The sequence below is a fragment of the Microlunatus phosphovorus NM-1 genome (genome assembly GCF_000270245.1).
In the GTDB taxonomy this organism is placed as follows: domain Bacteria; phylum Actinomycetota; class Actinomycetes; order Propionibacteriales; family Propionibacteriaceae; genus Microlunatus; species Microlunatus phosphovorus.
Genome location: NC_015635.1, coordinates 5,045,800 through 5,071,898 on the forward strand (window position 1 = coordinate 5,045,800; position 26,099 = coordinate 5,071,898).

Sequence of the window (26,099 nt, forward strand, 5' to 3'; positions counted from 1 at the left end):
TGGCGCGGGCGGAAGTCCGGCCCGATCATAGTGACCGTTGCGTGACCATCGGGGTACGCCATGAGCCGGATCGAGACGGTGCCAGCGCAGGCTGCGGATGTGAGACGGTCAGCACGCCGACCCCACCACGCCCGCGCCCTGATCGTGTTCGTCGGGATCCCCACCATCGTCGCGCTCGTCATCGTCGCGATCCTCGGCACCGCCGGAATCCCGTCCCTGACTGCCGGCTCCCGCGCGGACGCCGAGCACTACTACGGCACGGATCCGACGGCGCTGGCACTGGCCACGGCCGTCACCGCCGGAGACCATGACCGGATCGTCGAGCTGGTCGAGGCCGGGGCCGATCCCGATGCAGTGGGAACGGACTACATCACCATGGCCCAGTGGGCCATCGAGTCCGGCAGTCCCGACGGTCTCGAGGCGCTGCTCGAAGCGGGCGCGTTGCGCGACCGGCTGGGCCGGGCCGGGCGCGCGCCCCTGCACGACGCCGCACGCCAATCCGATCCGCGGTATGCCCGGATCCTGCTGACAGCCGGGGCCGACCCGGACGTCCGGGTGGCGTACTCCGATACCACCGCACTGCGCGAGGCGTGCCTGGCGGCGCACGCAGCGACGTTCGAGGCCCTGGTCGCGGGTGGGGCCGACGTCGAGGCGAGGGACCGCGCAGGTGACCGTGCCCTGCACATCTGTGCCCGCGCCGGCACCGGTGCGCTGGTGTTGCGACTGCTCGAACTCGGTGCCGATCCGACGGCCCGCAACGTCGCCGGCAACACGTTCCAGGATTACTACTTCTCCTTCGACGACTCCCTGCTCAGCTGGGCTGCGCACCGCCAGCATCTTCAGACCGCAGCCTGGCTGCAGGAGCACCGTGTTCCGCTGGTGCCCCGCGCGGAGCGCTATCGCTGAGCCGCGCCGGTCGAGGCCTTCGAGCCCGCGCCTTTGCCGAGCCGCTTCTTGAACTCGGCCAGGAACGCCTCACGCAGTTGCTCGTTGTCCAAGGCTCCATCCAGCCCACCGAGCTTGCCGGCATGGACCTGCTGGCACACCTTCAGCCAGGCCTGACCCATCGCGTACGTGAAGGTGCTGGCCACCCCGGCGCCGATCGCTCCACCGATCACGGTGCCCGCACCCGGCACGAGCTTCAACAGTCCGGTGAAGGTGGCCCGGCCGACCTGAGTGGCGGCGGTCGTGGAGACGATGGCCATCAGGGCCGCCCGGTCGAACTTGATCTTGTAGAGATGCGCGATCTTGGCCATCATGCCGAGCTGGATCGGCACCAGCAGGGTGGCGTCCGAGAACGGGATCGGGATGGCAGCGGCCGCGCCGGCACTGGCGACGGCGGCCCCGATCACCTTCTGCGCTTCGCTGGTCTTGCGGGAAAGATCGATCTCCTGCGCCGCGGTGAGGGCTCCGTGCACGCCTTCCGGCGCGCAACGAAAGGTGGCATCGAGGACTTCCTGCAGGCCGTACGCCGCCTGGCCCGCGAACTCGTCCGCCTTGGCGAAGGTGAAGTAGGGCCGACCATTCTCGATCGGCAGGTTCTTGGCGATTACCTGTTGCGCCAACGCGATCGCGTCCGGGTGGTACTGCCCGTTACGGAACGGCACCTGGGTGAACACCATGATCACCGGCAACCCGAACTCATCGAGCCGGCGGACGAACTCTGCCTCGGACTCCTCGAACCGCCGATCCATGCCACGAACGCAGTACCAGGCGACATGGATCTGCTCCGACAACGGCAGCTTACGGCTCTCTTTGATCACCTTGTCCAGGTCGCGCAGGATCTCCCGGTCGTCCTTGCCGATCTCCAGGCCCTGAGTGTCGACCAGACCGAGGTGACCGATCTTGTCCAGATAGAGATGGCTGCCCTTGGTCACCGGCTCGCCGATCCCGGTGCGCGCGACCTCCTCGCCGAAGATCGCGTTGACCAGCGTCGACTTGCCGACGCCGGTCTTGCCGAACAGAACCAGGTTGAACCGCCCCAGCGACTCGTTCTGCCGTTCGTACTCGCCGCGGAACGACTCGTTGAACGCGTCTTCGACAGCCATGCTTCCCACTCTCGTTCGGGACCCGGGCCGGTGTGCTGGACCCGCAGCCAGCGTACGGGTGGGTCCAGACCGCACAGCTCAGGTAGATCCCCGACCGTCACACTGTTTTGCGGAAGACACCGCGCCGGGTCACCGAAGTCGTCGGCCATCGCATCGCGGTGCCGCCAGACACGGATGAGATCGAGAGTGATCAACACGAGGTAGGCGCCGACGGCGATCAACAGCAGACCTGCGGAGAGCGTGTGCTGCCCGGCGTCGTTCACCGCCACCGACACGATCCCGGTGGCCATCACCAGCGCGAAATAGCCGGGTACCAGTCCCCGGATCGCGTGGTCGGACCGACCGGCCAGGGCGAGCGCCTCCTCTCTCGGCATTCTCGACCACGTCCTTGCGCACGCGAGTTTGGGTGTCGCCGGTGACCTGCCCGTAGAATCGCAGGGTTGCCCATCGGTCGGCCGCAGTCCCACCAGTCCGGCACCACTGCGCTTCGCAGGAACGACCCAGCACGTCCATCAGAGAGTTTCACGATGCCCATTCGTCACGATCTGCGTAATGTCGCGATCGTCGCCCACGTCGACCACGGCAAGACCACCTTGGTGGACGCCATGCTCTGGCAGTCCGGAGCTTTCCGCGTCGGACAGGACGTCGAGAAGCGGGTGATGGACTCGATGGACCTGGAGCGGGAGAAGGGCATCACGATCCTCGCCAAGAACACCGCCGTCAAGCACACCGCCCCGGACGGCTCCACCGTCACCGTCAACATCATCGACACCCCTGGTCACGCCGACTTCGGCGGCGAGGTGGAGCGCGGCCTGGAGATGGTCGACGGGGTGCTGCTGCTGGTCGATGCCTCGGAGGGTCCGCTCCCCCAGACCCGGTTCGTGCTGCGCAAGGCGCTGGCCAAGAAGCTACCGATCATCGTCGTGGTCAACAAGGTCGACCGCTCCGACGCCCGGATCGCCGAGGTGGTCGAGGAGACGTACGAACTGTTCCTCGATCTGCTCGAGGACGACGAGACCGATGTGCTCGACTTCCCGGTCATCTATGCCTCGGCCAAGGCCGGTCGCGCCTCCATGGAGCAGCCGGAGAACGGCACCATGCCGGACTCACCGGACCTGGAACCGCTGTTCGCGGCGATCTACGACCACATCCCGGCGCCCTCCTACACCGAGGGCGCGGTGCTGCAGGCGCATGTCACCAACCTCGACGCGTCGCCCTATCTCGGTCGACTGGCGTTGTGCCGGATCATCGAAGGAAATCTGAAGCGCAACCAGGCGGTCGCCTGGTGCCGGGCCGACGGCTCGATCCGGACGGTGAAGCTGTCCGAGCTGTTGATGACCAACGCCCTGGAGCGGGAGCCGGCCGAGTCCGCCGGGCCGGGCGACATCGTCGCCATTGCCGGTATTCCGGACATCACCATCGGCGAGACCCTGTCCGATCCCGAGAACCCCAAGCCGCTGCCGCTGATCACCGTCGACGAGCCGTCGATCTCGATGACCATCGGCATCAACACCTCGCCGCTGTCCGGCAAGTCCGGCAAGAACCTGACCGCACGGCTGGTGAAGGCCCGGCTCGATCAGGAGCTGATCGGCAACGTGTCGATTCGGGTGCTCAACACCGATCGGCCCGATACCTGGGAGGTCCAGGGTCGTGGTGAACTGCAGTTGGCGATTCTGGTGGAGATGATGCGTCGGGAGAGCTTCGAGCTGACCGTCGGCAAGCCGCAGGTGGTGACCCGGGAGATCGACGGCAAAATCCATGAGCCGGTCGAGCGGCTGACGATCGACGTGCCCGAGGACTTCGTCGGCGTGGTCACTCAGCTGATGGGTCTGCGCAAGGGCCGGCTGGAGCAGATGGTCAACCACGGCACCGGCTGGGTCCGGATCGAGTATGTGGTGCCCGCCCGCGGCCTGATCGGATTCCGGACCGAGTTCCTCACCGAGACCCGCGGCACCGGTCTGATGCACCACGTCTTCGAGGCCTACGAACCGTGGCACGGCGACCTGCGTACCCGGCCGACCGGCTCCCTGGTCGCCGATCGCAAGGGCGCGGTGACCTCGTACGCGTCGTTCAGCCTGCAGGAGCGCGGCACCCTGTTCGTCGGCCCCGGCACCGAGGTGTACGAGGGCATGATCGTCGGCGAGAACGCTCGCGCCGATGACATGGACGTCAACCCGACCCGGGAGAAGAAGCTCACCAACGTACGCTCCTCCACCGGTGACGAGCTGGAGCGGCTGATCCCGCCGAAGCTGATGAGCATGGAGCAGGCGCTGGAGTTCTGCCGCGGCGACGAGTGCATCGAGGTCACTCCGAATGCGGTCCGGATCCGCAAAGTGATCCTCTCCGCCAACGACCGGAGCAAGGTCCGCTCCCGCGCCAAGCACGGCTGACCTTTCCGACACTGCGTCGCTAGACTCCGACCACGGCCGAGGGGGCGTTGGCGAGCCCTGTCTCGGGTGCGTAGGGGCGGGCTTCCAGGTTGCTGGTCATCGCCGTGCGTCATCGACAGGAGTCGGCACAGTTCCTCCTCCCGTACGCACTCGGTGCGTTCGCGGTCATGCTGACTGCGGGCAAAGTTGGGTCCAGTGTGAACTACCTGCTGGAGCTGGGCACCGCCCTGAGCCTGGCAGGTGGCTTCCTGCTGGCCGCCGTCCGCAACGTCCCTCGCGCCCGAGATGTTGGCCACCATCCGAGCCAACTATCGGGTGGCTGAGTCCATCGATCGGGTTCATGGTGAGACCCTGATCTACCGGCCGCAGCGGTGACCCGGGGCGAGCCGCCCGCAGACTGTGCGATCCTGCCGGGAACACCCGGCAGGATCGCCCAGGGATCAAGCGCCGCGCGATCTGGCGCCGTGAATCAGGCCGCGGTTTCGGTGTCAGCGCTGCCGGCGGCCTTCTTCGCGGCGGCGGCCTTGTTGGCCTTGCGGGTGGCGGCGGCCTTCTTGGCAGCGGCCGACCGCTTGGCGCTCTCGGCCTCGCGGGCGGCTTCGGCCATCTCCGGATCGACAGCGGCAGCGACATCCTCGCGGACCTCGTCGACCTTCTCCTCGACATCGGATTGCACGTCGGCGCTGGTCTTGCGCACCGCGATCACGCTGTCGTCAATGACCTTCTTGCCCCGGCCGGCCAGATCGCCGTAGGTGACGGTTGCCTCGGCCAGGAACTCCTTGCGCTGCTTGTCCAGCTCCTCGATCCGGGCCTTGGTGGTCTCCGGCAGGGTCTTCAACTGCTCCGGCAGGGCCTTGACCTGCTCAGGGAGAGCACGGACGAACTCGCCGGCGTGCTTGGCCTGCTCGCTGCCCTTGCTCTGCAGCCCAGCGAAGCTGCCCTGCCACTCGGTCAGCTGCTTGGTGGCCTTCTCCTGGGTGGCCAGGACGAGGTTCTTGATCGACTCGACGGCCAGGTCGGTGAGCCCGGCGGCCGCGTAGAGCGGGGCATACTCCGACTCGATGGCGGCCTTGCGGTCCTGTGCCGGCGTCGGCCTGCGGGTGGTCGTGGTGGTCATTTCTGTTCTCCTTCGTTCGGGATGTGGTCGTGGGTGGTGGGTGGGTAAGTGTTACCCGTGGTGGGTGGGTAAATGTCACCCGAGGTGGGTTCGCCCGGTGCGGGCTGGGGCTCATCGGATCCGCTCTCGGTCTGAGCCGGAGCACCGTCCTTCTCGTTCTCCTTGACGAAGGACTGGTAAACGTCGATGAGCACACGCTTCTGACGCTCGGTGATGGCGAGGTCAGCCAGCACCGCGGTCTCCACCGTGGTTGCCGGATGGTCGTCCGGATCCAAGATGCCGGCCTTGACGTAGAGGGTCTCGGCCGAGACCCGGAGCGCCTTGGACAGCTGCTGCAACACCTCGGCGGACGGCTTGCGCAGTCCGCGCTCGATCTGGCTCAGGTAGGGGTTGGACACCCCGGTCTGCTCCGCCAGCTGGCGCAGCGACAGCTCTGCGGCCCGCCGCTGCGAGGCGATGAACTCGCCCAGCGTGCCCAACTGCTCTCCCAGATTCGGGGTCTTGATCCGTGCCATGGATCCATGGTGCATGCATCTGCTTGCAATTGCAAGCAGATGCGTGATTCAGTTAGCGTGAGGCCGCTCACATCGACCTGGGACTGAGCGACGCGCCGATCAACGCCGACCCGTACGCGCATTCGGCACGGTCGCGATGATCAAGGTGCCATCTTGGCGACGATCGCCCGAGTGCAGAGCCGGTTCGCCGTCCAGCTGGGGCCCTTGGCCTAGCAGCGGCACAGTTATCGGCTCCCCCGCCATCACCGTGACCGGCTGATCGCGTACCGACACCACCGCCGATTTCCCGTCCTCGACCTCGAAACTGATCGCACCGTGGACGACTTCGACCCGCAGCCGCACCCCGTGCAGGGTGATCCGGAAGGCCAGCCGCTCCCAGTCGACAGGCAGCCGTGGATCGAAGGCGATCACGCCGTTGTAGTCCCGCATTCCGCCGAACCCGTACACCAAGGCATTCCAGACCCCACCGGTGGACGCGACGTGTACGCCGTCGCTGGTGTTCCCGTGCAGATTGGCGAGATCGACGAACAGCGAGCTGTAGAAGTAGCGCAGCGCCAGACTCCGGTAGCCCACCTCCGCCGCGATGATCGACTGCACCACCCCGGACAAGGTCGAGTCACCGGTCGTGATCGGGTCGTAGTAGTCGAAGTCGGCCCGCTTCTCCTCCAAAGAGAAGTGATCGCCCTGCAGGAACAGCGCCAGCACCACATCGGCCTGCTTGATCACCTGGAACCGATAGATCACCAGCGGGTGATAGTGCAGCAGCAGCGGCCGCAGATCGGCCGGCGTCGCGGAGAGATCCCACACCTCGCGATCGAGGAAGTGCGAGTCCTGCGGATGGATCCCGGTCCCCTCGTCGTAGGGGATCGCCATCGCCTCCGCCGCGGCGGCCCACTCGTCCACCTCTTGCGGATCCAACTCCAGCCGAGCGATGGTCTGCTGGAACATGATCCCGTCGCGTTCGGCCAACTGCCGGACGACCTCGGCCGCCTTGGCCAGGTTGTAGCGCGCCATCACGTTGGTGAAGAGGTTGTCGTTGACCACGGTGGTGTACTCGTCCGGGCCGGTCACCCCGTGGATGTGGAAGGAACGCGCCGCGCCCGTGTACACGCTGCGCTCGCGCCAGAAACCCAGGTCAGCCCACAGTCGCGCCGTCTCGACCAGGATGTCGACGCCCTCGCGCCACAGGAAGTCGTCGTCGCCGCTGGCATTGATGTACTTCATCAGGGCATAGCTGATGTCGGCGTCGATGTGGTACTGCGCAGTGCCGGCCGCGTAGTAGGCGCTCGCCTCCTCGCCGTTGATCGTCCGCCAGGGAAAGAGCGCACCGTGCTGGGCGAGATCAGCGGCTCGGCGCCGGGCGGCCGCCAGCATGTTGTAGCGAAAACGCAGCGCGCTGTGCGCCATCCACGGCGAGGTGTAGGTGAGGAACGGCAGCACGTAGATCTCGGTGTCCCAGAAGTAGTGCCCGCCGTAGCCGGAGCCGGACACTCCTTTGGCCGGTACGCCTGCCTGCTCCGACCGTCCGGCGGCCTGCGCCAGCTGGAAGAGGTTCCAGCGCACTGCCTGCTGCACGATCGGCTGCCCGTTGATCTCCACATCGGAGCGAGCCCAGTAGTCGTCCAGCCACTGTCGCTGGTCCGCGAACTGCTGCGCGACACCGTGCCGCTTGACCCGGTCCAAGGTACGGCGACACCGGTCGGCCAGCTCGCGCACGGGGACCCCCCGCGAGCTGTGATAGCTGACCACCTTGGTGATCTTGATCGAGCGGCCGGGCTCGGCGTCGATCCGGTAGACCATCTTGCCGGTGTCCTCGTCGGCGCTGATGTGCTTGGTGTATTCGTTCTCGGTTTCGATGTGATGGTCGACGCCGACGGCCAGGGTCATCGTCGAGTTATGACAGCGATAGCCCAGCAGCAGCCGGTCGTCCTCGGCCCGCGACATCTGCGGATCAAGCACCCGATCCTCGAATGTCTCCGCCTTGCGCGGGTCCACTCCGGCGCCCATCGCGGCAGATCTGACGTGATATTCGTCCCTGCCGTCCTGCCGGTTCAGGGTCTGCGACGAGATCACCACCGGCGCCCCGTGATCGAGCATGGTGACCTCGAAGGTCATGATCGCCAGATGCCGCTGGGCGAAGGAGACCATCCTGGTGGAACGCAGATGGACCCGCTTGCCACCCGGCGTACGCCAGGTGAGGTCCCGGATCAGCTGCCCGGAGCGGAAGTCCAGCACCCGCTCGTACGAGATCAGATCGGCGACAGCCAACAGCAGCGGCTCGTCGTCGACGTACAGCTTGATCGTCTTGTTGTCGGGGACGTTGACGATGGTCTGGCCGACGCGGGCGAAGCCGAACGCCTCCTCGGCATGGCGGATCGGCCAGGTCTCGTGGAAGCCGTTGATGAAGCTGCCGTGCGCGTAGGTCTCCCGGCCCTCTTCGACGTTGCCGCGCAGCCCGAGATAGCCGTTGCCCACCGCGAACAGCGTCTCGGTGACCCCGTGATCGAGATTGCTGTAGCTGGTCTCCACCAGCCGCCACGGATCGGCCGGGAATCGATGGCGATCCAACGGATCCATGACCTCGAGCGGATCGTCGCCGCGTGACCCTCTCATGAGTCGGCTGGTTGCGAGCCGTCAGAGTCCGTCGAGTCGACCGGCAGCAGCTCAGCGAGATCGCTGACGACCACGTCCGCTCCGGCCTGGAGCAGCCGGTCAGCCCCGACACCCCGGTCGACGCCGATCACCAGCCCGAAGCCGCCGGCCTGCCCGGCCTCGACTCCGGAGAGCGCGTCTTCGACCACCACCGCGCGCGCGACCGTTGCGCCGAGCTGCTGGGTGGCATACCGGAAGGTCGCGGCGGAGGGTTTGCCGGCCAGTCTCTCGCGGGCGGCCACCACACCGTCGACGACCACCTCGAACCGGTCCGCCAGTCCGGCGGCGGCCAGCACCGCCGGGGCGTTGCGGGAGGAAGAGACGACCGCCACCTTGGTCCCGACGGCGGCGAGATGATCGAGGTACGCCACCGAACCCGGGTAGGGCTGGACTCCTTCGGTGGCCAGCACCGACGCGAAGGCAGCGTTCTTCCGGTTGCCGAGCCCGCAGACCGTCTCCGCATCGGGTGCATCGTCCGGCGACCCCTCAGGCAGGGTGATGCCTCGGGAGGCGAGGAACGACCGCACGCCGTCGTACCGGGGTTTGCCGTCGATGTAGTCGAAGTAGTCGCTCTCCTGATAGGGCTCTGCGATCCCGTGATCCGCCAGGTAGTCGGAGAACATCTTCTCCCAGGCCCGCATGTGCACCTCGGCCGTCGGCGTCAGCACGCCGTCGAGGTCAAAGAGCACAGTGTCGAATTCGTCAAGGTCCACGATCGGCATGCTATGCCTCGCACATGGTGGCCCGGTTACGGTGCTGGTCGTCGACTCGCTGCTCGGCTACGCTCCCAGGACTCCGTCTTCCCTTCTCACTCACAGACATAAAGCGCATCTGCTCGTTCGTCGGTCCAGACGGAGCCCTCGCTCCGCCTCACGGCCGCTCGCGACCGGTGCTGGTCGTCGACTCGCTGCTCAGCTGCGCTCCCAGGACTCCGTCTTCCCTTCTCACTCACAGACATAAAGCGCGTCTGCTCGTTCGTCGGTCCAGACGCAGCCCACGCTCCGCCTCACGGCCGCTCGCGACCAGTGCTGGTCGTCGACTCGCTGCTCAGCTGCGCTCCCAGCGCCCCACTCAGATCCTGCTCGCGTGGGACTGGGAGTGGGGGCCGGGACGAGGGCCTCTAGGGTGCAGGGGTGAGTCAACTCTGCGTCGGGTTCATCGGGGTCGGCGCCATCGCCGCAGCCATCGTCACCGCCGTCTTGAACCGTCCGGAGCCGGCCGCGGTCGAGGTGCTGCTGTCTCCTCGCTCGGCGGCACGCAGCGAAGCGCTGGCCGCTCGGTTCCCACAGGCGCGCGTCCTCCCGAACAACCAAGCCGTGGTGGACGGCAGTGACATCGTGATGATCGCGGTGCTGCCTGACCAGGTCGCGGAGACCTGCGCCGCCCTGGAGTTCCGGCCCGACCAGATCATCGTGGGGGTCGCTGCAGCCTGGCCACCCGCACAACTTCGGCCCCTGGTCGCCCCGGCGGAGACGGTGGGTCAGCTGATCCCATTGCCGATGATCGCGCTGGGCGTCGGGCCGGTGGTGCTGTATCCGAGCATTCCGGAGGTCGAGACGCTGCTGGCCGGTTGCGGCAACGTGGTGGTGCTGGAGCGGGAGGAACAGGTCGGCGTGTTGAGCGCCGGTTCCTCGATCATGTCGAGCTTCTTCGCCTTCCAGAACGCGGCCATCGACTGGATCGCCAGTCATGGTTTCGATCGCGCGCAGGCGGCAGGCTATGTGACCTCGCAACTCCACGGCCTGGCCACCGAATCGATCGCGATGGACCCGTCCGAGTTGGCGGACGCGGTCGTGGAGCACGAGACCCCGGGCGGGCTGAACGAGCAGGTCCGGGTAACGCTAACCGGCGCCGGAATGTTCGCGGCGCTCGCTGGTGAGCTGGAGAAGCTCTACCAGGAGCGGGTGCGTTCATAGGAGGGGTTGTCGGCCGAAGGTGTGACAAACACGTGGCTCAACCGCTCGCCAGGCCGCGACACGCCGGGTGACACGGACTGAGCCTCACGTCTGTCCCTTGTTTGGTCGACCGCTATGTCTGACGGACGCCGCTTACAGTCTCTCGAAGGCGGCGGCGACCGGCCTGATGGCGCCGACCGGCTGACCATGGCCGAGCACCGGCGTAGCGGCCTGGTCGTCGAGGGTCGGATGCTCGTAGCCGAGTCGCCGCAGCGTGGCCGCCATCGCGGCGGCCCGAGCGCGAGGTGATCCGTCGCTGATCTTGATCGCAATGCCGGTGCCATCAGGCAAACCGACCGCATAAACGGCCTCCGCTCCCGCCTTGCCGATCAGTCCCGGGATCGCCCGATGCAGGGCAAGTTCATCGCGGTGGGTGCCGGAGACGTTCTCGGGATGGGCCCGGATGGCCTCGGCGATCTTGACCTCGGCCCCGTCTGTGGCGGCGGCAATCCGGCCGAAGGCCCGCGCCAGTCCGTACAAGCTGACCGCGTACAGCGGTGCCCCACACCCGTCGATCGCCGGCAGGCTGGCCTGCTCGCCGGCCAGGTCGTCGATGGTCTGCAGGATCGCCAACTGGACCGGATGATCCGGGTCACGATAGGTGTCGGTGGGCCAGCCGTTGAGCTTGGCGGTGACCAGCATTCCGGCGTGTTTGCCGGAACAGTTCATGGTGATGGACGCCTTCTCGCCGCCGGCCCGGATCACACCCTCGGCCGCTTCATCGTCGATCGGCCAGTCCGGCGGGGTCTGCAGATCGGTTTCGGACAACCCCGCGCCGGCGAGAATCCGACGTACCCCCTCGACGTGGAACGGTTCGCCGGAATGAGACGCACAAACCAGGGCTAGCAGGTCCGGCGGCAGGTCGAGTCCTCCCCGCACCATGCCCACGGCCTGCATCGGCTTGCTGGAGCTGCGGGGATACATCGGGGCGAACACGGCCCCGAGTTCCCGGACCAGACTGCCATCGGGCGCGGTGACCGCAACGCGGCCGTGGTGCACGCTCTCGATCGTCCCGTTGCGGACCACCTCGACCAGAATCGGATCGATGGCAAACGGGTCGTCGGCATCGTGCGGCTGATGGGTTCCTGACGCCAGGGCCGGAGTCACAGAGGCGATGTCGGTCACCCTGGCGAGGCTACTCCCCACCCCAGTCCCCGATTTTGTTCAATGGGCCACTCCTGAGGGGGACCCTTGAACAAAATCGCAGGATCCGGGGCCGCGTCAGAGCCGGGGACGAACGTGCAAGCCAACTTCGGGGTCGACCAGCACCTCTTGGCCGGCAGCGATGGCCGGCTCGCCGTCCTCGCCGGGGCCGGCGGCGATCAGATCGCGTCCGGGGTCGGTGTTCCGCTTGACCAGACCCAGCGCGATCGGGCCCAGCTCGTAGTGCCTGGCGGAACCGCCGACGAACCCGACCGGACGACCGTCGAGGGTCAGCGTCGCTCCGACCGGCGGCAGGGTATCGACCGAGCCGTCGAGGTGCAGCCGGACCAGCCGACGCGGCGGACGGCCGAGATTGTGCACCCGGGCGATGGTCTCCTGACCGCGATAGCACCCCTTGTCCAGATGCACCGCCGGCCCCAGCAGCCCCAGCTCGTTGGGGATCGAGCGATGATCGGTGTCGACACCGATCCGAGGTACACCGGCGGCGATCCGCCGAGCCTCGTACGCCCACAGCCCGGCAGCGGGGTACGCCGCGAGCATGGCCGGCAGGTCGGCGCGAGGTACGAAAACCTCGTGCCCACCCAACGAGTCAGGCCCGGTCCGAGCCAATCCGTCCGCCGGATCGGCAGCTCCGGCGACCCAGACGACCGCGTACCCCGCCGAGCGATCGGCGACCTCGACCCGCATCATGAAACGCATCCGGTCCAGCCACTGCGCGGCCGCTGCCGCGGCTCCCGGCTCGGTATGCGCCCAGAAGGTCTCGCCGTCATCGACCCCGTACAGCGCATGTTCGATGTGACCCTGCGGAGACAGCACCAAGGTGGTCACCCCTACCCCGGGCGCGAGGTCGCTCAGGTGCTGGGTGGTGAGCGAGTGCAGCCAGCTCAGCCGATCCGGACCAGTGATCGTGATCACGCCGCGATGCGACAGGTCGACCGCGCCCTCACCGGCATCCAGCAGGCGTTGCTCGCGCATCGGATCGCCATAGTGCCAGGGCTGCCCGGCATCGACACCGCTCTCGATCAGCACAGGAGAAGATGAGTTCACCACGCGTCGAGACTATGTCCGATCACGACGACCGAGGATGTCGTGTCAGGCTGGTCATGTGCCGGACGACCTGTTGATGGCGCGCAACCCGGAATCGGATTCGACGTTGCCCTACCTCGTGCGGATACCACTGGGAGTCGACGGGATCGTGGTGAAGACGCGCGAGACCTGGCCTGGTGGTGTCGGATCGGGGGCGAGTGGCTGCTGAGTTGCGGCGCGCCTGGGAGCAGCGGAGGCCGGCGCAGACCTGAGGTTCGGAGCAAACCCACCTCAGCGGTGGATCGCTGTGCGAAAGCCCCGAGGTCAGGCGCGTTGCAGCCGTCCCCATTGGTGGTTCTGCAGCGGGTGACCGCCGGCGGCCTTGTCGAAGGTCCACAGCAGGTCGCCCTCGACGTAGCCGTAGAGGCGCTGGCCGGCGCTGTACTCGTCGGCCGTCACGCTGCGCAGGATGGCGTCGGTGGCCAGTTCGATCTTTGCACCGGCGATTTTGCCGTACCAGACCTCGGCGTAGCCACCTGGCTGGCAGAGCACGACCTCGAGGTTTCCGTCCGACTGTGGGCGCCAGAAGCCGGTCTCCATGGACAGCGGCTTGCTGGGCTGGCCTTCGTCGTCGAGCAGATAGGTCTGGGAGAGGTAGTGCAAATAGTCCCCGCCGTTGTCGGCGAAGTCGATCTGCTGACCGAACTCGAGGTCATCGGTGTCAGGGTAGGAGGCACGGCCAGTGCCCTCCCAGCGGCCCAGCAGCCAGGCCAACGGGGTGAGGGCGGGGTTCAGGTCAGATGGAATCTCGAAAGGCACGACGTCTAGGATTCCACGCCCGTGCCAACCGCGCCGCGGCCCCGGGCAAGCAACACGATCAAGCCGACCAGCGCCGCTATCCCGAGTGCGACGACGCCGACCACCAGCAAGATCGCGAACACGCTGACCAGTGACATGTCGGCGAGTCTAGCTTCGCTGCTGCCGGGCGCAGGTCACAGGTCCTTGCGCAGCACGGTCGTGACGGTGACATAGCGACGGCCGCCCGCCACTGGCCAGGACTCGACGGCCGAGCCACAGTCGCGGTAGCCCAACCGCCGATAGAGCCGAGCCGCGTCCGGATTGTCGTGCTCCACGCTGAGCCGTGCCTCGGCGAGCCCGCGAGCACGCAGCCGTTCTTCCAATGCTACGATCAGTCCCGTACCGATGCCCAGGCCTCGCAACAGCGGGTGCACGGACAGCTGCCACAACACACCGACTCCCGGAACCGGTCTCAGATCCGCACCACCAGCGGCGACCAGCCGACCGTTCGGCAACTCGCTGACCAGATAGTCCGCCTCGTCGGCAACCATCAACGGCAAGACCTCGGCGATCGCTGTCAGGTGCTCCGCACCCCCGCTCCAGTCCAGGTCGGACAGGTCCGACGGCTCCAGATTTCGGAACACGACCTCGATCGCCACGACCGTGATCCTGCCGTACACCCGCCGTGTGGCGCCATCTCAAGTCCCGGCTGCGCACCAGCTGATGCAACCGCGCGGGCACGCCTGGTGCGAAGAAGACGTAATTGGTGCGAAGTCGATGCGGGACTTCGGCGGTGGAGGCGGGTGCAGGCACGTCCCCTTCGGCCTACCCTTCGGCGCAGGTCCCCGCGAGAAGGACTTTTGGCACCTGTTTCGGCCGTGAACAGGTGCCTTGCCTCCTTCTCGATCAGCGATCCCACCTGACAGAGCCAGAAGTCACCGCTCCGGCGCTGATCTGTGGTCCCGTGGCGCGAGAGGTGCGCCGCGCACGCCTGGTCGACGATCGTTTGTGGCCCGGCGGCGCGAGACGTACGCCGCGCACGCGCAACTGGTGATCGTCGGTGGCCCGGCGGCGCGAGACGTACGCCGCGCACGCGCAACTGGTGATCGTCGGTGGCCCGGCGGCGCGAGAGGCACGCCGCGCACGCGCAACTGGCGGTCGTTCGTGGCCCGGCGGCGCAAAACGACTCAGCATCCCGTCAGAGCCGCGTACATCTTTGGCGGCGCCAGCCAGACCGGCGACCGCAGGTCACACCACCCCAATCCCCACTTCGCACCAACTGCCGCGACTTCGCACCCCGTATACCCACCCATGGTGCGCGGTTGATCCAGTTGGTGCGAAGTGGGAATGGGGCCGGGAGCGATACGGCGAGCTAGACCAGACCCACGACCTCCTGGACCGAGGTCCAGGAGGCCAGCACCGCACGGACCGCCGGATTCCGTTCGTCGTCCAGAGCCTTGGCGTACGCGTCCTCGATGATGGTGGCCAGCTCCACCCGGACTCCGGTCTCGGCCGATCGCACGGCCGCCTCCACCATCGCGACGCTGAGCACGTTGGTGTGCACCTCGCCGTTCGGGGTCACCGCCTCGCCGGCCGCCCGGGATCGCACCGCGTCGGCGAACTCCGCCAAGGACCCCGCGATCTGTTCCGGCACGTCGGGCAGGTCACCGGGCACCGCCATCCCGTCGTCGGTTTCGGCCTGCGGCACGTTGTCGCCGTCCCAGACCGCCGACCCGCGGGCCGCACCGAATCGCCAGGCCCCGTTCCACGAGGTCTCGAGTCCCGGCGTGCACCACGACCCGTCATAGGTGAAGGTGACGCCATCACCGAACTCGAAGATCACCGCCGCGGAAGCGTCGCCGGCGTACCAGCTCCAGGACGGATTGTAGGACCGGGCGAACACCGCGGTTGGCTCGCGACCGATCAGGTGCCGGGCCAGGTCGAACTGGTGGATGGCCATGTCGACCAGCAGCGGGTACGGCATCTCCGCCCGGAAGCCGCCGAAATGCGGGGCCTTGGAGAACTGGCAGGACGCGGAGGCGATTGGGCCCAGCGCAGCCAGTTGGCGGCGCAGCGCACCGACCGCACGCCAATAGCGGCGCGACTGCGACACCATCAACAGCTCACCCGACTGTTCCGCAGCAGCCACCATCGACAGGCACTCCGCCACCGAGTCGGCCAATGGCTTCTCGCACAGGACGGGCAGCCCGGCGGCCAGCACGGCCGTGTTCACCGGGTGATGAGCCCGCGGGACGGTCACGTTGACCACCGCGTCGGCGGCGACACCGGCGGCGAGCAACTCCGACACCGCCGTCGCGATCGGCACACCGCCGAAGCCTGCCGCCCCGGCGGCACTCTCGGCGACCGCGGTGTCCAGGTCGATCAGCCCGACCAGTTCGACTTCCGGGTCGGCCCCGATGGCGGCCAGCCAGGCACGACCCATGCCACCGGCGCCGACCTGGATCAGGCGTAGTGGCCGCTCACTCATCCCCGTGGTCCTCGATCGGACCGGTGTAGTCGTGGCCACTGAAGAAGTCGTCGGTGTTGTAGCGCAACAGGGTCGGGATCGTCCGCTCCGGCAGTTCGCTGCGCACCCACTGCACGCCGTTGGCGATCACCTTGCGCACGTCTGAGTGGTAGTAGACCGGGTAGTCCTGGTCGCCGGGTGAGAAGAAGAAGATCTTCCCGTGGCCACGACGGAAGGTGCAGCCCGACCGGAATACCTCGCCCCCGGTGAAGGAGGAGATGAAGATCAGCTCGTCCGGGGCGGGGATGTCGAAGAACTCCCCGTACATCTCCTGCTGATCGATGATGATCGGGTTCGGCACACCCTGGGCGATCGGATGCGTGGGATTCACCGTCCACACCAGCTCCCGGTCCTGCTCGCTGCGCCAGCGCAACGTGCAGGTGGTGCCCATCAGCCGGCCGAAGATCTTCGACCAATGCCCCGAGTGCAGCACCACCAGACCCATCCCGGACAAGATGTGCTGGTGCACCCGGTCCACCACGTCGTCGGCCACCTCGGCGTGCGCGGCGTGCCCCCACCAGACGAGTACGTCGGTGCTGGCCAGCACGTCCTCGGTGAGCCCGTGCTCGGGTTCGTCGAGGGTGGTGGTGGACACCGTCGCACTCTCCCCGAGCTGCTCGGTGATGCCCTCCGCAATGGTGGTGTGCATGCCGTCGGGGTAGATCTTGCGGACGTGTGGCTGGATCTGCTCGTGCCGGTTCTCACCCCAGACGAGAACGCGCAGGGTCGAGCTATCCGTGCTGGTCATGGAAGTCCTTCAACTGAGTCGTGGGTCGTGAACTATGGCGTTGAGTGAGTGTGAGTGAATCGCGTGGCTGCTATTTGACAGCCCCGCCGGTGGCACCGGCGGCAATGTACTTCTGGGCGATCACGAGCAGGATGATGGCCGGGATCGCGGACAAGGTGGCGGTCGCCATCACCGGACCCCAGTTCTGCACCTGCGAACCGAGATAGGTATAGATGCCCAAGGTGACCGGTCGGACATCACCCTTGGTGGTCAGGGTCAGCGCGAACAGGAAGTCGCTCCAGGCGAACAGGAAGGTGAACAACCCAGCCGTGATCAAGGAGTTGCGCGCGATCGGCACCACGATCGAGATGAACGAGCGGAACAGGCCAGCACCGTCGACTCGGGCCGCCTCCACGATGGACGGCGGCACTCCGATCATGAACGATCGCATGATCAAGATCGCGAACGGGATCGCTGCGGTGCTGTTCGCGATGATCAGGCCCGGGATCGAGTTGAGCAGTCCGAGGCTCTCGTAGACGGAGTACAGCCCGTTGGCGATCACGATGCCCGGGATCATCTGGGTGATCAAGATCAGCAGCAACGCGATCCCGACCCACCGGAAACGGAACTGCGCGAGCGCGTACGCGGCGGGCGTGGCGACGGCCAAGGTCATGATCACGGTGCCGGCGGCGATGATCAGGCTGGTGACCAGGTTCCGGCCCTGGTCCTGGATCGCGACCCGGTAGCCGTCCAGACTCACGTCCGTGGGGAACAAGGTCGCGTTCAACGTGTTGCCGGAGGCCTGGAGAGAGGCGTTCACCATCCAGTACAGCGGGAACAGCATGATCGCCAGCAGGACGATCGCGATCGCGGTGCGCAGGTAGGAGCGCCTGGTGGACTTGGACAAGGGTCAGCTCCTCACTCGTCGACCTGGCGACGGGTGAGCCGCAGGTAGACGATCGCGAACACGAGCGAGATCAAGATCAAGATGTTGCTCAAGGCGGCACCCTGGCCGAACTTGAACTCCACGAACGAGCGCTGGTAGGACATCGTGGCGATGGTCTGGGTCGCATTCGCCGGACCGCCTCGGGTCAGACCGAGGATGATGTCCAGCGCCTTCAGGGTGTAGATCACCCCGAGCATGACCACGACACCGACGACCGCGCGCAGGTTGGGCCAGGTGATGTGCCAGAACGCCTTCCAGCCGGTGGCCCCGTCGAGGGCGCCCGCCTCGTACAGGTCGTCCGGGATGTCCTGCAGCCCGCTGTAGAGCAGCGTCACATTGAACGGGATGCCGATCCAGATGTTCACCATGATCACCGCGACCAGGGCGAATTCGGTCGAGCTGAGCCACGGGATCGGTGAGTCGGACAGTCCGATGCCCATCAGGAATCGGTTCACGATCCCCGAGTCCTGGTCGAGCATGGACTTCCAGGTCGCGCTGGCGACGATCATCGGGATCAGCCAGGGCATCAGCAGCAACCCGCGGAGCACCCCGCTGAGCGGGAAGTTCTTGTGGAAGTACAGGGCCAGCAGCATGCCGATGGTGAACTGGAAGATGATTGACCCGATGGTGAACAGCGCGGTGTTGGCCAGGGCCTTGGTGAAGATCGGATCGCTCACCACCGTGCCGTAGTTCTCGAACCCGACAAAAGGTGCCTTGCCGGTGAAGAAGGTCTTCAGGCCGTAGTCCTGGAAACTCATGGTGAAGTTCTTGACCACCGGGTAGCCGAACAACAGCACCAACACGATGCCGGCGGGGATCACGAAGCCGAGCTTGGCGAGCTGCTCGGCGCGCCGGTGACGTCGGCGGAGCGCCTGGGTGCTGCTGCTGTCAGCGGCAGCGGTGACCGTCGGAGTATCGGTCCTCGTCATCGAGCCGTCCTTCCGTGGTTGGGCTGGGCAGGGTGGTTGGGGGAAGGGTGGTTGGGTGGGGCAGCGTGGTTGGGCGGGGCGGGCCCGCCAAGGATCGGCGGGCCCTCATCCCAGGGCGACTACTGCGCGCCGGCCTTGGCCATCGCGTCAGCCGGGGCCGCCTGACCGGTCAGGGTGAGCTGCACACCGGTGTAGATGACCTTCGCGGTGTCCGGCCACTTGTCGCCGAGCTGGCCGGTGCGGGAGCGAGCGGTCGCGACCTGCTGCGCGAAGGCGGCCATCTCGGGCACCTCCTGGGCGTACGTCTTGGCCAGCTCGAGGTTGGTCGGGACGACGTAGCGGTCCTTGGCGAACTGCAGCGCGACCTCGTCGGAGTTCAGACACTTGACGAACTCCGCCGCCTTCGCCTGCTTGGCCTCGTCCCCGGTCAGCGGGACGGTCCAGGCCTCACCGCCGAGCGGGGCCACCGACTGCTGACCGTCCTTGTTCACCGGGAAGGTGACAACGCCCCACTCGAGGCTCTTCTCCTCCGACAGCGAGGGAATGTTCCACGGGCCGTTCAGCATCATCGCGGCGCGGCCGGCCTTGAACTGGTCCGCGACGTCGCCTTGACTCCAGGTCACGACACTCTTGGAGGATGCGCCCGAGTCCACCAGGTCCTTCCACAGCTGCAGTGCCTCGGCGACCTCTGGGGTCGTCAGAGCGGTCTCGTCGCCCCCGTTGGTCCACATCGCGGGCAGGAACTGCCAGGCACCCTCGTAGTCGGCGGTGGCGTCGAAGGCGAAGCCGTACTGCTGACCCTTGGTCAGCTTCTTCGCGCTGTCCTTGAGTTCGGCCCAGGTGGTCGGCGGCTTGATGCCCGCCTCGTCGAGGATCTTCTTGTTATAGAAGATCGCGATGGTGTTGGTGACCGGCTGCAGACCGTAGAGCCCACCCTCGTACGTGGCGGCTTGCACCACGCCCTCCTGGATGCCTTCGCCGGTGATGCCGTACTCGCCCAGTGGCGCCAGTGCTCCGGTCGCGGCGATCTGCTGGATGTCGGGATTGTCGAGCATCAACACGTCGGGCAAGGTCTTGGACGATGCCTGCTGCAGCACCTTGGCGATCAGCGTGTCACCGGGCACGGTCTCCCGGTTGATCGTGATGCTGAGCTGCTTCGCGCAAACGTCGAGACCCTTCTGCACCAGATGCTTGTCCGGGTCGTTGTTGTAGTAGTCGAGGATCGACAGGCTGCTGACCTGCTCGGTCGCTGCCGAGCCGGAGCCCTCCTCGGATCCACCACCACCGCCGCACGCGGTGAGAGTGAGGGGCAGCGCCGCCGCGAGGGCGATGCCAGCGGCGACCTTCTTGGGGATCATCGCGCGATCAGCTCCTTTGCTGGAAGGTGTCGTCCGAAGCCGGGCTCAAAGCGGTTAACCGATAGGTGACCAGGAACGACGGGGTCTGGTAGTGGATGCGGTAAAGCGATTAACTATCGCTTGGACGAGGATTCTGCTGTCTACTTCGAGCCGGTGTCAAGGGCTTGGCGGAGAATCACTGGGTGAACTACGCCGACCGCACCGGCCGACCCGGAGGAACCCGATGACCACCATGCGCGACGTCGCCGAGCATGCCGGCGTCTCCATCGCCACGGTCTCCTTCGTGATCAACAACACCAAGCCGGTCACACAAGCCACCCGAGCCAGGATCGAAGCCTCGATGGAGGCGCTCGGCTACCGGCCCAACGCGGTCGCCCGGGCGCTCGCCAGCCGTCGGACCCGGGTCCTCGCACTGGCGTACCCGGCCCTTGATCACCGGCTCGGCGGATCCGGGATGGAGTTCATGATCGCGGCCGCGCGGAGGGCCGGCGAGCACGGCTACCACCTGATGATGTGGCCGGGCACGAACGACGGACGGGAGATGACCGACCTGCTCGGCCAGCGGATGGTCGACGGGGTGATCTTGATGGAGGTGCAGCTCGACGACCCACGGGTCCGGCCCTTGCAGGCGTCCAAGACGCCGTACGCGCTGATCGGGCGGACCGCCGATCCGTCGGACAGCCTGCATGTCGACATCGACTTCGAGCAGACCGTGACCGACGCGGTCCGGCACCTGTACGACCTCGGCCACCGACGGATCGTGCTCGTCACCGGGACCCAGGTCAGCGAGAGCTACTACAACTACGGCCCGTACGTGCGCACCGAGCGCGCATTCGTGGACGTGACCGCCCGGCTCGGCCTGGAGCCAGTGATCGTCGCCTCCGGACACGACGCCGGTGCCGGACGCGAGCTCGCCCAGCGACTGCGTACCGAGCAGCCGGACGCGACAGCGGTGGTGCTGTTGAACGAGTTCGCGGCGATCGGGCTGCTGATCGGACTGCACCACCAACAGCTGCGCGTGCCGGACGATCTCTCTATCGTGTCCATGGTGACCTCGGACGAGATGGCCTCGCTGGCCGAACCCACCTTGACGATCATGCGGTCCCCCGGCACCGAGTTGGGCGAACTCGCCGTCGAGCATCTCGTGCGGCAGATGACGACCGGCCAGCGACCCGATCCGGTGCTATTGCCTTCCATCCTGGTGCCCGGCGAGTCGACCAGCCCGCCCCCGCGCACCCCGATCGGCCGCCGCTGATGCGGGCCGTCATCCAGCGCGCCGCAGCCGCATCGGTCAGTGTCGCCGGCGAGGTGGTCGGCGCGCTCGAGCGGCCGGGTCTGATGATCCTGGTCGGCGCCACCCACACCGACACCGCAGAGGTCGCCGCCAGGCTGGCGCAGAAGATCTGGACGCTCCGGATCCTCGCCGACGAGCGGTCCGCCGCCGATCTCGGCGCGCCACTGCTGGTGGTCAGCCAGTTCACCCTGTACGCCGACACGGCCAAGGGCCGGCGGCCCTCCTGGAGTGCGGCGGCGCCTCGGGCAGTCAGTGAACCGCTGGTGGACAGCTTCGTGGCCGCCCTGCGCGAGCTGGGTGCGGAAGTGTCGACCGGCGTCTTCGGCGCCGTCATGCAGGTCAGCCTGGTCAACGACGGCCCGATCACCCTCATCCTCGACGCCGACTGACCGTGAGGCGAGCACCCGCCTCGTGCCGTACGCCAGTCAGATGTGCTCGGGTTTGTCGGATCTGCACTATCTGCAGATCGAGCAGATCCCACAAGATCGAGCAACAACCCCACATCCACGGCGACCAGCATTGCTGTGACCCGGATGCTCCGCCTCACAGCGAGTGACGGCCCCCGTCTGGAACGACGAGAGAGCGAACACGTCTTTCCGTTTGCGAACGAGGAGCGAAGACGGAGTCCTGGGAGCGCAGCCGAACAGCGAGTCGACGACAAACACAGAGGCGCCGTCCACCGCAGGGGGACGGCGCCTCGCGCTACGCCAAACTGATCGTGATCGACGATCAGACCTCAGACAGCTACCGCGTCGAGCAGGACGTCGACCTCCGAGACATTACCCCGGGAGGCGATCACCTGACGGTCGGTCTGGGCACCCGGTGCCAGGGTACGCAGGGTCCACACCCCGTCACCGGCGAAGAATCGGAAATGACCGGTCGCCGAGGTGGGCACCTCGGCGGTGAACTCGCCGGTCGCGTCGAGCAGTCGCACGTAGGCGTTGGAGACCGGCTCACCGCTGCGCAGCACGCGGCCCTGGATCACGGCCTCCTTGGTCACGTTGATGCCCTGCACGCTGAGTCCGCCCTGGGTGGCTCCGCACATTGTTCTGTCCTCACTGCTTGGGGGTCGGGGATTGTCTTGCGATGACCAGGCACGCGGCGACGTGCCTGGTCGGGAGCCGGCGCGGTCCGGGCGGAAGCCCGGTCCGACCAGCGAAAAGCTTGCTCAGGCCTCGCCGGGCTCGTCGCCGAGAGCGACCGGCACGCCCACCAGCGAGCCGTACTCGGTCCAGGAGCCGTCGTAGTTCTTGACGTTCTCCTTGCCCAGCAGCTCGTGCAGCACGAACCAGGTGTGCGCGCTGCGCTCGCCGATCCGGCAGTAGGCGATGATGTCGCGATCGAAGTCCAGACCCGCGTTCTCGTAGAGCTCGCGAAGCTGCTCGTCGGACTTGAAGGTGCCGTCGTCGTTGGCTGCCTTGCTCCACGGCACGTTGATCGCGGTCGGCACGTGCCCGCCACGCTGCGCCTGCTCCTGCGGGAGGTGGGCGGGAGCCAGCAGCCGGCCGGCGTACTCGTCAGGGCTGCGGACGTCGACCAGGCTGTCGGCGCCGATGGAGGCCACGACCTCGTCCCGGAACGCGCGAATCGCGAGATCCGGCTCGCCGGCCTTGTATTCCGTCGCCGGCCGGGTCACCGTCTCCGGGGTCAGCTCACGCGCCTCGAGCTCCCACTTCTTGCGCCCGCCGTCGAGCAGCCGGACATCGTTGTGGCCGTACAGCTTGAAGTACCAGTACGCGTACGACGCGAACCAGTTGTTGTTGCCGCCGTAGAGCACGACGATGTCATCGTTGCCGATGCCCCGTGCGGACAGCAGCGCCTCGAACTGCTCCTTGTTGACGAAATCGCGCCGGACCGGGTCCTGCAGATCCAGCTTCCAGTCGATCTTGACCGCTCCGGCGATGTGGCCGCCGTCGTATGCGGTGGTGTCCTCATCGACCTCGACCAGCACGACGTTCGAGTCGGCCCCATGCTCGACCACCCAATCGGCGTCGACGAGTACCTCTTGCCTGCTCATGTGTTGTCAGTCTCCTGTTAGGTGGGTGGCAGTTGCTTTGTTGCGTCTGTGGATTCGTTGCTTCTGGGAGTACGCACCAGGCGGTGACACACCGCTGGCGCACAGAGATTCGGCGAAGGGGCCCGGATCAACCGGGCATCACATGCAGAGACAGAGCGACGAGCGCATCCGGCCATGATCCACGGCCAGGCGGCGGGTGAGCGGATACGCCCACGCAGTCGTCGGGGTCATGTCGACGAGGCTAGGGCGAGACCGGCAGCCCCGCCAGGTTCGTCTCTATTAGTGAGACAGATATCCATATAGCGGACGACACCGCCCCCACCTCTCCGCCAGAGCGTCGACGGCCTCAAAGCGTCCGACCAGCGAGACTCGCCGCCGGCGAACGGCGGCAGGATCTCGGCTCGCACCGGACTGTGCCGCACCTTGTCATAGTCCGCCGGGTGCACCACGACACCGTCGATGAGCACGGTGCACACCTGCAGGAGACGGTCGAACCGCTCCTGACGACGTCGCTCCGCAGCGGCGCGCAGTGCCGCTCCCAGCGTGTCGACCGGCCAGATCTCCGACGCAACTCCGGCCACCGTCTTGGCGCCGGCCCAGAAGACAAGCTCAACCTGAACACTTGGCGTATCCTCAGAATGCGACGAGGCCCCAGGCGGTTTGCACGCGCCCCGACCGCTTCGGGGTGGATGTGTCGTCATGCCGCCTTCCAGAAGGAGCCAGAGGAGACCACGATGGCCACCTTGCTGCTGTTGACCAACGATATGCACGTCTCGTCCGAGATCCTGCCCGCGCTCGAGCTCCTCCCCCACCAGGTCCGCGTCGCCCAGGCCGAAGCCACCGCGCTGCTCGATGCCCCGTCTGCCGATGTCATCTTGTTGGATGCCCGGCGAGACCTGGTCGGCGCGCGCTCGCTGTGCCGACTGATGGAGACCACCGGCAAGGAGTCCCCGTTGCTGGTCGTGGTCAGTGAAGGTGGTCTGGCAGCGCTCTCCAGGGACTGGGGCTTCGACGACATCCTGCTCAACACCGCCGGTCCGGCCGAAGTCGACATCCGGATCCGGCTGGCGATGGCTCCGGCCACCAGCACGGCCGGGGAGCCCGTGATCCAGTCGGGGAACATCGTCATTGACGAGGCCGGCTATTCGGCGAAGGTCAACGGAGTCCAACTCGACCTGACCTACACCGAGTTCGAGTTGCTGAAGTATCTCGCGCAGCACCCGGGCCGGGTCTTCAGCCGCCAGCAACTGCTGAGCGATGTGTGGGGATACGACTATTTCGGCGGTACGCGTACGGTCGACGTCCATGTCCGGCGCCTCCGGGCCAAGCTCGGACCCGAGCACGAGTCCGTGATCGGCACCGTCCGCAACGTCGGCTACCGATTTGTCGCCCAGGGTGAGGATGCCCGCTCCTCGAACACTCCCTCGCGCGTCTAGGAGTGTGCTGATCCCCGTTGTCGGATGAGCCTTCACTCAAAGGTGATGCGTTCGAACCGGATCTGACGGGACGTTCGACCCCAACTCGCATCAATACCTGACCAACTCGGCTATCTCGTGTGGTGTGGACGATAGGTTGTCCAGATGGCTGACCCCGCTCCGGCCACCCTCACCGTCACGACGCACCTGACCCCTGCCCAGCAGGACGAGGTCATGGCGTTGGTCGAGCGCGCCGCCACACTCGACGGGCACCGGGCTGTCAACGATGCCGGGTTGCTCGCGCTGCGCAGCGACTCGACCGGCAATGCATCGCGACCCGCGCCGGTCCATGTGCTGGCTCACCACCCCGGCCACGGTTCTGAGGCCCCGTCGGTCGGCTATGCCCAGGCCGTCTGGGAGGACGATGGGCCGGTGGCCGCTTTGGTCGTCGATCCCGATTACCGCCGACAAGGAATCGGATCGGCACTCTGGCAAGCCCTCGCCACCGAGACCACCGCGCGCGCAGCTGGCTCTGACGCACCCGGAGCACTCAGGGTCTGGGCCACCGGCAATACCCCGGCCGCCCAGGCTTTGGCCGCCTCGCAAGGGCTCCGCGCCATCCGTACGCTGCTGGTCCTCGGACGCTCGCTCGACGGCGACCTGCCGCCGGTCGCGCCGCCCGCCGGCACCAGCATCCGTGCGTTCGACCCCGATCGACCCGGCGACATCGACGGTTGGCTGCGGGTGAACTCGCGGGCCTTCGCCAGCCATCCCGAGCAGGGCTCGATGACCCGCGCCGACTTCGAGCAGCGGATGGCCGAGCCCTGGTTCGACCCGGCCGGGCTGTTCCTGGCAGTCCGTCCTGCCCAGTCCGCAGCCCGGGCCGACGAGCAGTCGGACCAACAAGAAGAGATCATCGGCTTCCACTGGACCAAGCGAGAGCCCGGGGCGGCCGGCGGCGAGGTGTATGTGATCGGCGTCGATCCGACAGCCGGCGTTCGGGGTCTCGGCACTCCCCTGCTCGGTGCCGGCCTGCGCCACCTGCGCAGCACCGGCGCGACCACCGTCGACCTCTACGTCGAGGCGGACAACGTACGGGCCCTGTCGCTGTATCGCCGGTACGGCTTCAGCCCCCTCACCAGCGACGTCATGTACGCAGCACCGGCGAGACAAGCAGACGGACTCGGCTGACTACGATGCTGAACCAGTTGGCAAGCACAG

Annotated in this window: 25 protein-coding genes and 1 pseudogene; 8 read left to right on the forward strand and 18 right to left on the reverse strand. The window is 66.9% G+C overall.

Annotation, left to right across the window (positions count from 1 at the left end):
* Positions 1 to 99: 99 nt before the first annotated feature.
* The gene (locus MLP_RS26805; RefSeq protein WP_172641615.1) at positions 100 to 906 is read left to right on the forward strand and encodes an ankyrin repeat domain-containing protein; all 807 of its coding nucleotides are present in this window, start codon (positions 100 to 102) and stop codon (positions 904 to 906) included.
* On the opposite strand, the gene MLP_RS22905 is transcribed toward MLP_RS26805, so the two are convergent.
* Complete coding sequence (locus MLP_RS22905) at positions 897 to 2,048, reverse strand: GTPase family protein (RefSeq protein WP_013865581.1); 1,152 nt, start codon at positions 2,046 to 2,048, stop codon at positions 897 to 899. The genes MLP_RS26805 and MLP_RS22905 overlap by 10 nt on opposite strands.
* A 128-nt stretch (positions 2,049 to 2,176) precedes the next feature.
* A pseudogene (locus tag MLP_RS29590) lies at positions 2,177 to 2,422 on the reverse strand (SLAC1 family transporter); the annotation flags it as partial.
* Between the two features lie 153 nt (positions 2,423 to 2,575).
* Between MLP_RS29590 and typA the strand changes: the two are divergent.
* On the forward strand, positions 2,576 to 4,438 hold the full coding sequence (gene typA / locus MLP_RS22910) for a translational GTPase TypA (RefSeq protein ID WP_013865583.1): 1,863 nt from the start codon (positions 2,576 to 2,578) through the stop codon (positions 4,436 to 4,438).
* Between the two features lie 104 nt (positions 4,439 to 4,542).
* On the forward strand, positions 4,543 to 4,761 hold the full coding sequence (locus MLP_RS22915; protein WP_156821266.1) for a hypothetical protein: 219 nt from the start codon (positions 4,543 to 4,545) through the stop codon (positions 4,759 to 4,761).
* Between the two features lie 146 nt (positions 4,762 to 4,907).
* On the opposite strand, the gene MLP_RS22920 is transcribed toward MLP_RS22915, so the two are convergent.
* The 4 genes from MLP_RS22920 to MLP_RS22935 all read right to left on the reverse strand — a co-directional run bounded on the left by MLP_RS22920 (position 4,908) and on the right by MLP_RS22935 (position 9,444).
* Complete coding sequence (locus MLP_RS22920) at positions 4,908 to 5,555, reverse strand: MbeD/MobD family mobilization/exclusion protein (protein ID WP_013865585.1); 648 nt, start codon at positions 5,553 to 5,555, stop codon at positions 4,908 to 4,910.
* Positions 5,552 to 6,070 carry a helix-turn-helix domain-containing protein gene (locus tag MLP_RS22925; RefSeq protein ID WP_013865586.1) on the reverse strand — a complete coding sequence of 173 codons (519 nt, stop codon included), beginning with the start codon at positions 6,068 to 6,070 and terminating at the stop codon, positions 5,552 to 5,554. Before MLP_RS22925 ends, MLP_RS22920 begins: the two co-directional genes overlap by 4 nt.
* A gap of 99 nt (positions 6,071 to 6,169) precedes the next feature.
* A complete protein-coding gene (locus MLP_RS22930; RefSeq protein ID WP_013865587.1) occupies positions 6,170 to 8,683 on the reverse strand; it encodes a glycoside hydrolase family 65 protein in 2,514 nt (837 codons plus the stop codon).
* The gene (locus tag MLP_RS22935) at positions 8,680 to 9,444 is read right to left on the reverse strand and encodes an HAD family hydrolase (protein WP_013865588.1); all 765 of its coding nucleotides are present in this window, start codon (positions 9,442 to 9,444) and stop codon (positions 8,680 to 8,682) included. Before MLP_RS22935 ends, MLP_RS22930 begins: the two co-directional genes overlap by 4 nt.
* 411 nt (positions 9,445 to 9,855) lie before the next feature.
* Between MLP_RS22935 and MLP_RS22940 the strand changes: the two genes are divergently transcribed.
* On the forward strand, positions 9,856 to 10,638 hold the full coding sequence (locus tag MLP_RS22940) for an NAD(P)-binding domain-containing protein (protein ID WP_013865589.1): 783 nt from the start codon (positions 9,856 to 9,858) through the stop codon (positions 10,636 to 10,638).
* Positions 10,639 to 10,770: 132 nt separating this feature from the next.
* Here the strand turns inward: MLP_RS22940 and MLP_RS22945 are convergent, their stop codons facing one another.
* The 10 genes from MLP_RS22945 to MLP_RS22985 form a co-directional block, all read right to left on the reverse strand.
* Positions 10,771 to 11,802 carry an asparaginase gene (locus tag MLP_RS22945; protein ID WP_231851379.1) on the reverse strand — a complete coding sequence of 344 codons (1,032 nt, stop codon included), beginning with the start codon at positions 11,800 to 11,802 and terminating at the stop codon, positions 10,771 to 10,773.
* A gap of 96 nt (positions 11,803 to 11,898) precedes the next feature.
* Positions 11,899 to 12,891 carry a CAF17-like 4Fe-4S cluster assembly/insertion protein YgfZ gene (gene ygfZ, locus MLP_RS22950; RefSeq protein WP_013865591.1) on the reverse strand — a complete coding sequence of 331 codons (993 nt, stop codon included), beginning with the start codon at positions 12,889 to 12,891 and terminating at the stop codon, positions 11,899 to 11,901.
* 300 nt (positions 12,892 to 13,191) lie between these two features.
* A complete protein-coding gene (locus MLP_RS22955; RefSeq protein ID WP_013865593.1) occupies positions 13,192 to 13,686 on the reverse strand; it encodes an FABP family protein in 495 nt (164 codons plus the stop codon).
* Between the two features lie 5 nt (positions 13,687 to 13,691).
* A complete protein-coding gene (locus tag MLP_RS29290; protein WP_269453371.1) occupies positions 13,692 to 13,823 on the reverse strand; it encodes a hypothetical protein in 132 nt (43 codons plus the stop codon).
* A gap of 36 nt (positions 13,824 to 13,859) precedes the next feature.
* Positions 13,860 to 14,324: a GNAT family N-acetyltransferase gene (locus MLP_RS22960; RefSeq protein WP_156821268.1), complete on the reverse strand. Its 465-nt coding sequence runs from the start codon at positions 14,322 to 14,324 to the stop codon at positions 13,860 to 13,862.
* Positions 14,325 to 15,037: 713 nt separating this feature from the next.
* On the reverse strand, positions 15,038 to 16,153 hold the full coding sequence (locus tag MLP_RS22965) for a Gfo/Idh/MocA family protein (protein WP_013865596.1): 1,116 nt from the start codon (positions 16,151 to 16,153) through the stop codon (positions 15,038 to 15,040).
* Positions 16,146 to 16,940, reverse strand: coding sequence for a ThuA domain-containing protein (locus MLP_RS22970; RefSeq protein ID WP_013865597.1), 795 nt, complete (start codon positions 16,938 to 16,940; stop codon positions 16,146 to 16,148). Before MLP_RS22970 ends, MLP_RS22965 begins: the two co-directional genes overlap by 8 nt.
* 70 nt (positions 16,941 to 17,010) lie before the next feature.
* The gene (locus tag MLP_RS22975) at positions 17,011 to 17,826 is read right to left on the reverse strand and encodes a carbohydrate ABC transporter permease (RefSeq protein WP_013865598.1); all 816 of its coding nucleotides are present in this window, start codon (positions 17,824 to 17,826) and stop codon (positions 17,011 to 17,013) included.
* Between the two features lie 11 nt (positions 17,827 to 17,837).
* The gene (locus tag MLP_RS22980; protein WP_013865599.1) at positions 17,838 to 18,794 is read right to left on the reverse strand and encodes a carbohydrate ABC transporter permease; all 957 of its coding nucleotides are present in this window, start codon (positions 18,792 to 18,794) and stop codon (positions 17,838 to 17,840) included.
* Between the two features lie 119 nt (positions 18,795 to 18,913).
* Positions 18,914 to 20,152 carry an ABC transporter substrate-binding protein gene (locus tag MLP_RS22985; protein WP_013865600.1) on the reverse strand — a complete coding sequence of 413 codons (1,239 nt, stop codon included), beginning with the start codon at positions 20,150 to 20,152 and terminating at the stop codon, positions 18,914 to 18,916.
* A 223-nt stretch (positions 20,153 to 20,375) separates the two neighbouring features.
* On the opposite strand from MLP_RS22985, the gene MLP_RS22990 reads away from it, so the two are divergent.
* Complete coding sequence (locus tag MLP_RS22990; RefSeq protein ID WP_013865601.1) at positions 20,376 to 21,407, forward strand: LacI family DNA-binding transcriptional regulator; 1,032 nt, start codon at positions 20,376 to 20,378, stop codon at positions 21,405 to 21,407.
* A complete protein-coding gene (gene dtd / locus MLP_RS22995) occupies positions 21,407 to 21,835 on the forward strand; it encodes a D-aminoacyl-tRNA deacylase (RefSeq protein WP_013865602.1) in 429 nt (142 codons plus the stop codon). The genes MLP_RS22990 and dtd overlap by 1 nt, the downstream gene beginning before the upstream one ends.
* 347 nt (positions 21,836 to 22,182) lie before the next feature.
* On the opposite strand, the gene MLP_RS23000 is transcribed toward dtd, so the two are convergent.
* Both MLP_RS23000 and MLP_RS23005 read right to left on the reverse strand, forming a co-directional pair.
* Complete coding sequence (locus MLP_RS23000) at positions 22,183 to 22,491, reverse strand: DUF1416 domain-containing protein (protein WP_013865603.1); 309 nt, start codon at positions 22,489 to 22,491, stop codon at positions 22,183 to 22,185.
* A gap of 123 nt (positions 22,492 to 22,614) precedes the next feature.
* Positions 22,615 to 23,463: a sulfurtransferase gene (locus MLP_RS23005; RefSeq protein WP_013865604.1), complete on the reverse strand. Its 849-nt coding sequence runs from the start codon at positions 23,461 to 23,463 to the stop codon at positions 22,615 to 22,617.
* A 734-nt stretch (positions 23,464 to 24,197) separates the two neighbouring features.
* Between MLP_RS23005 and MLP_RS23015 the strand changes: the two genes are divergently transcribed.
* Both MLP_RS23015 and mshD read left to right on the forward strand, forming a co-directional pair.
* Positions 24,198 to 24,899 (forward strand): winged helix-turn-helix transcriptional regulator, encoded by a 702-nt coding sequence (locus MLP_RS23015; protein ID WP_013865606.1) that lies wholly within the window; start codon positions 24,198 to 24,200, stop codon positions 24,897 to 24,899.
* 144 nt (positions 24,900 to 25,043) lie between these two features.
* A complete protein-coding gene (gene mshD / locus MLP_RS23020; protein WP_013865607.1) occupies positions 25,044 to 26,069 on the forward strand; it encodes a mycothiol synthase in 1,026 nt (341 codons plus the stop codon).
* The last annotated feature ends 30 nt before the right edge of the window (positions 26,070 to 26,099 follow it).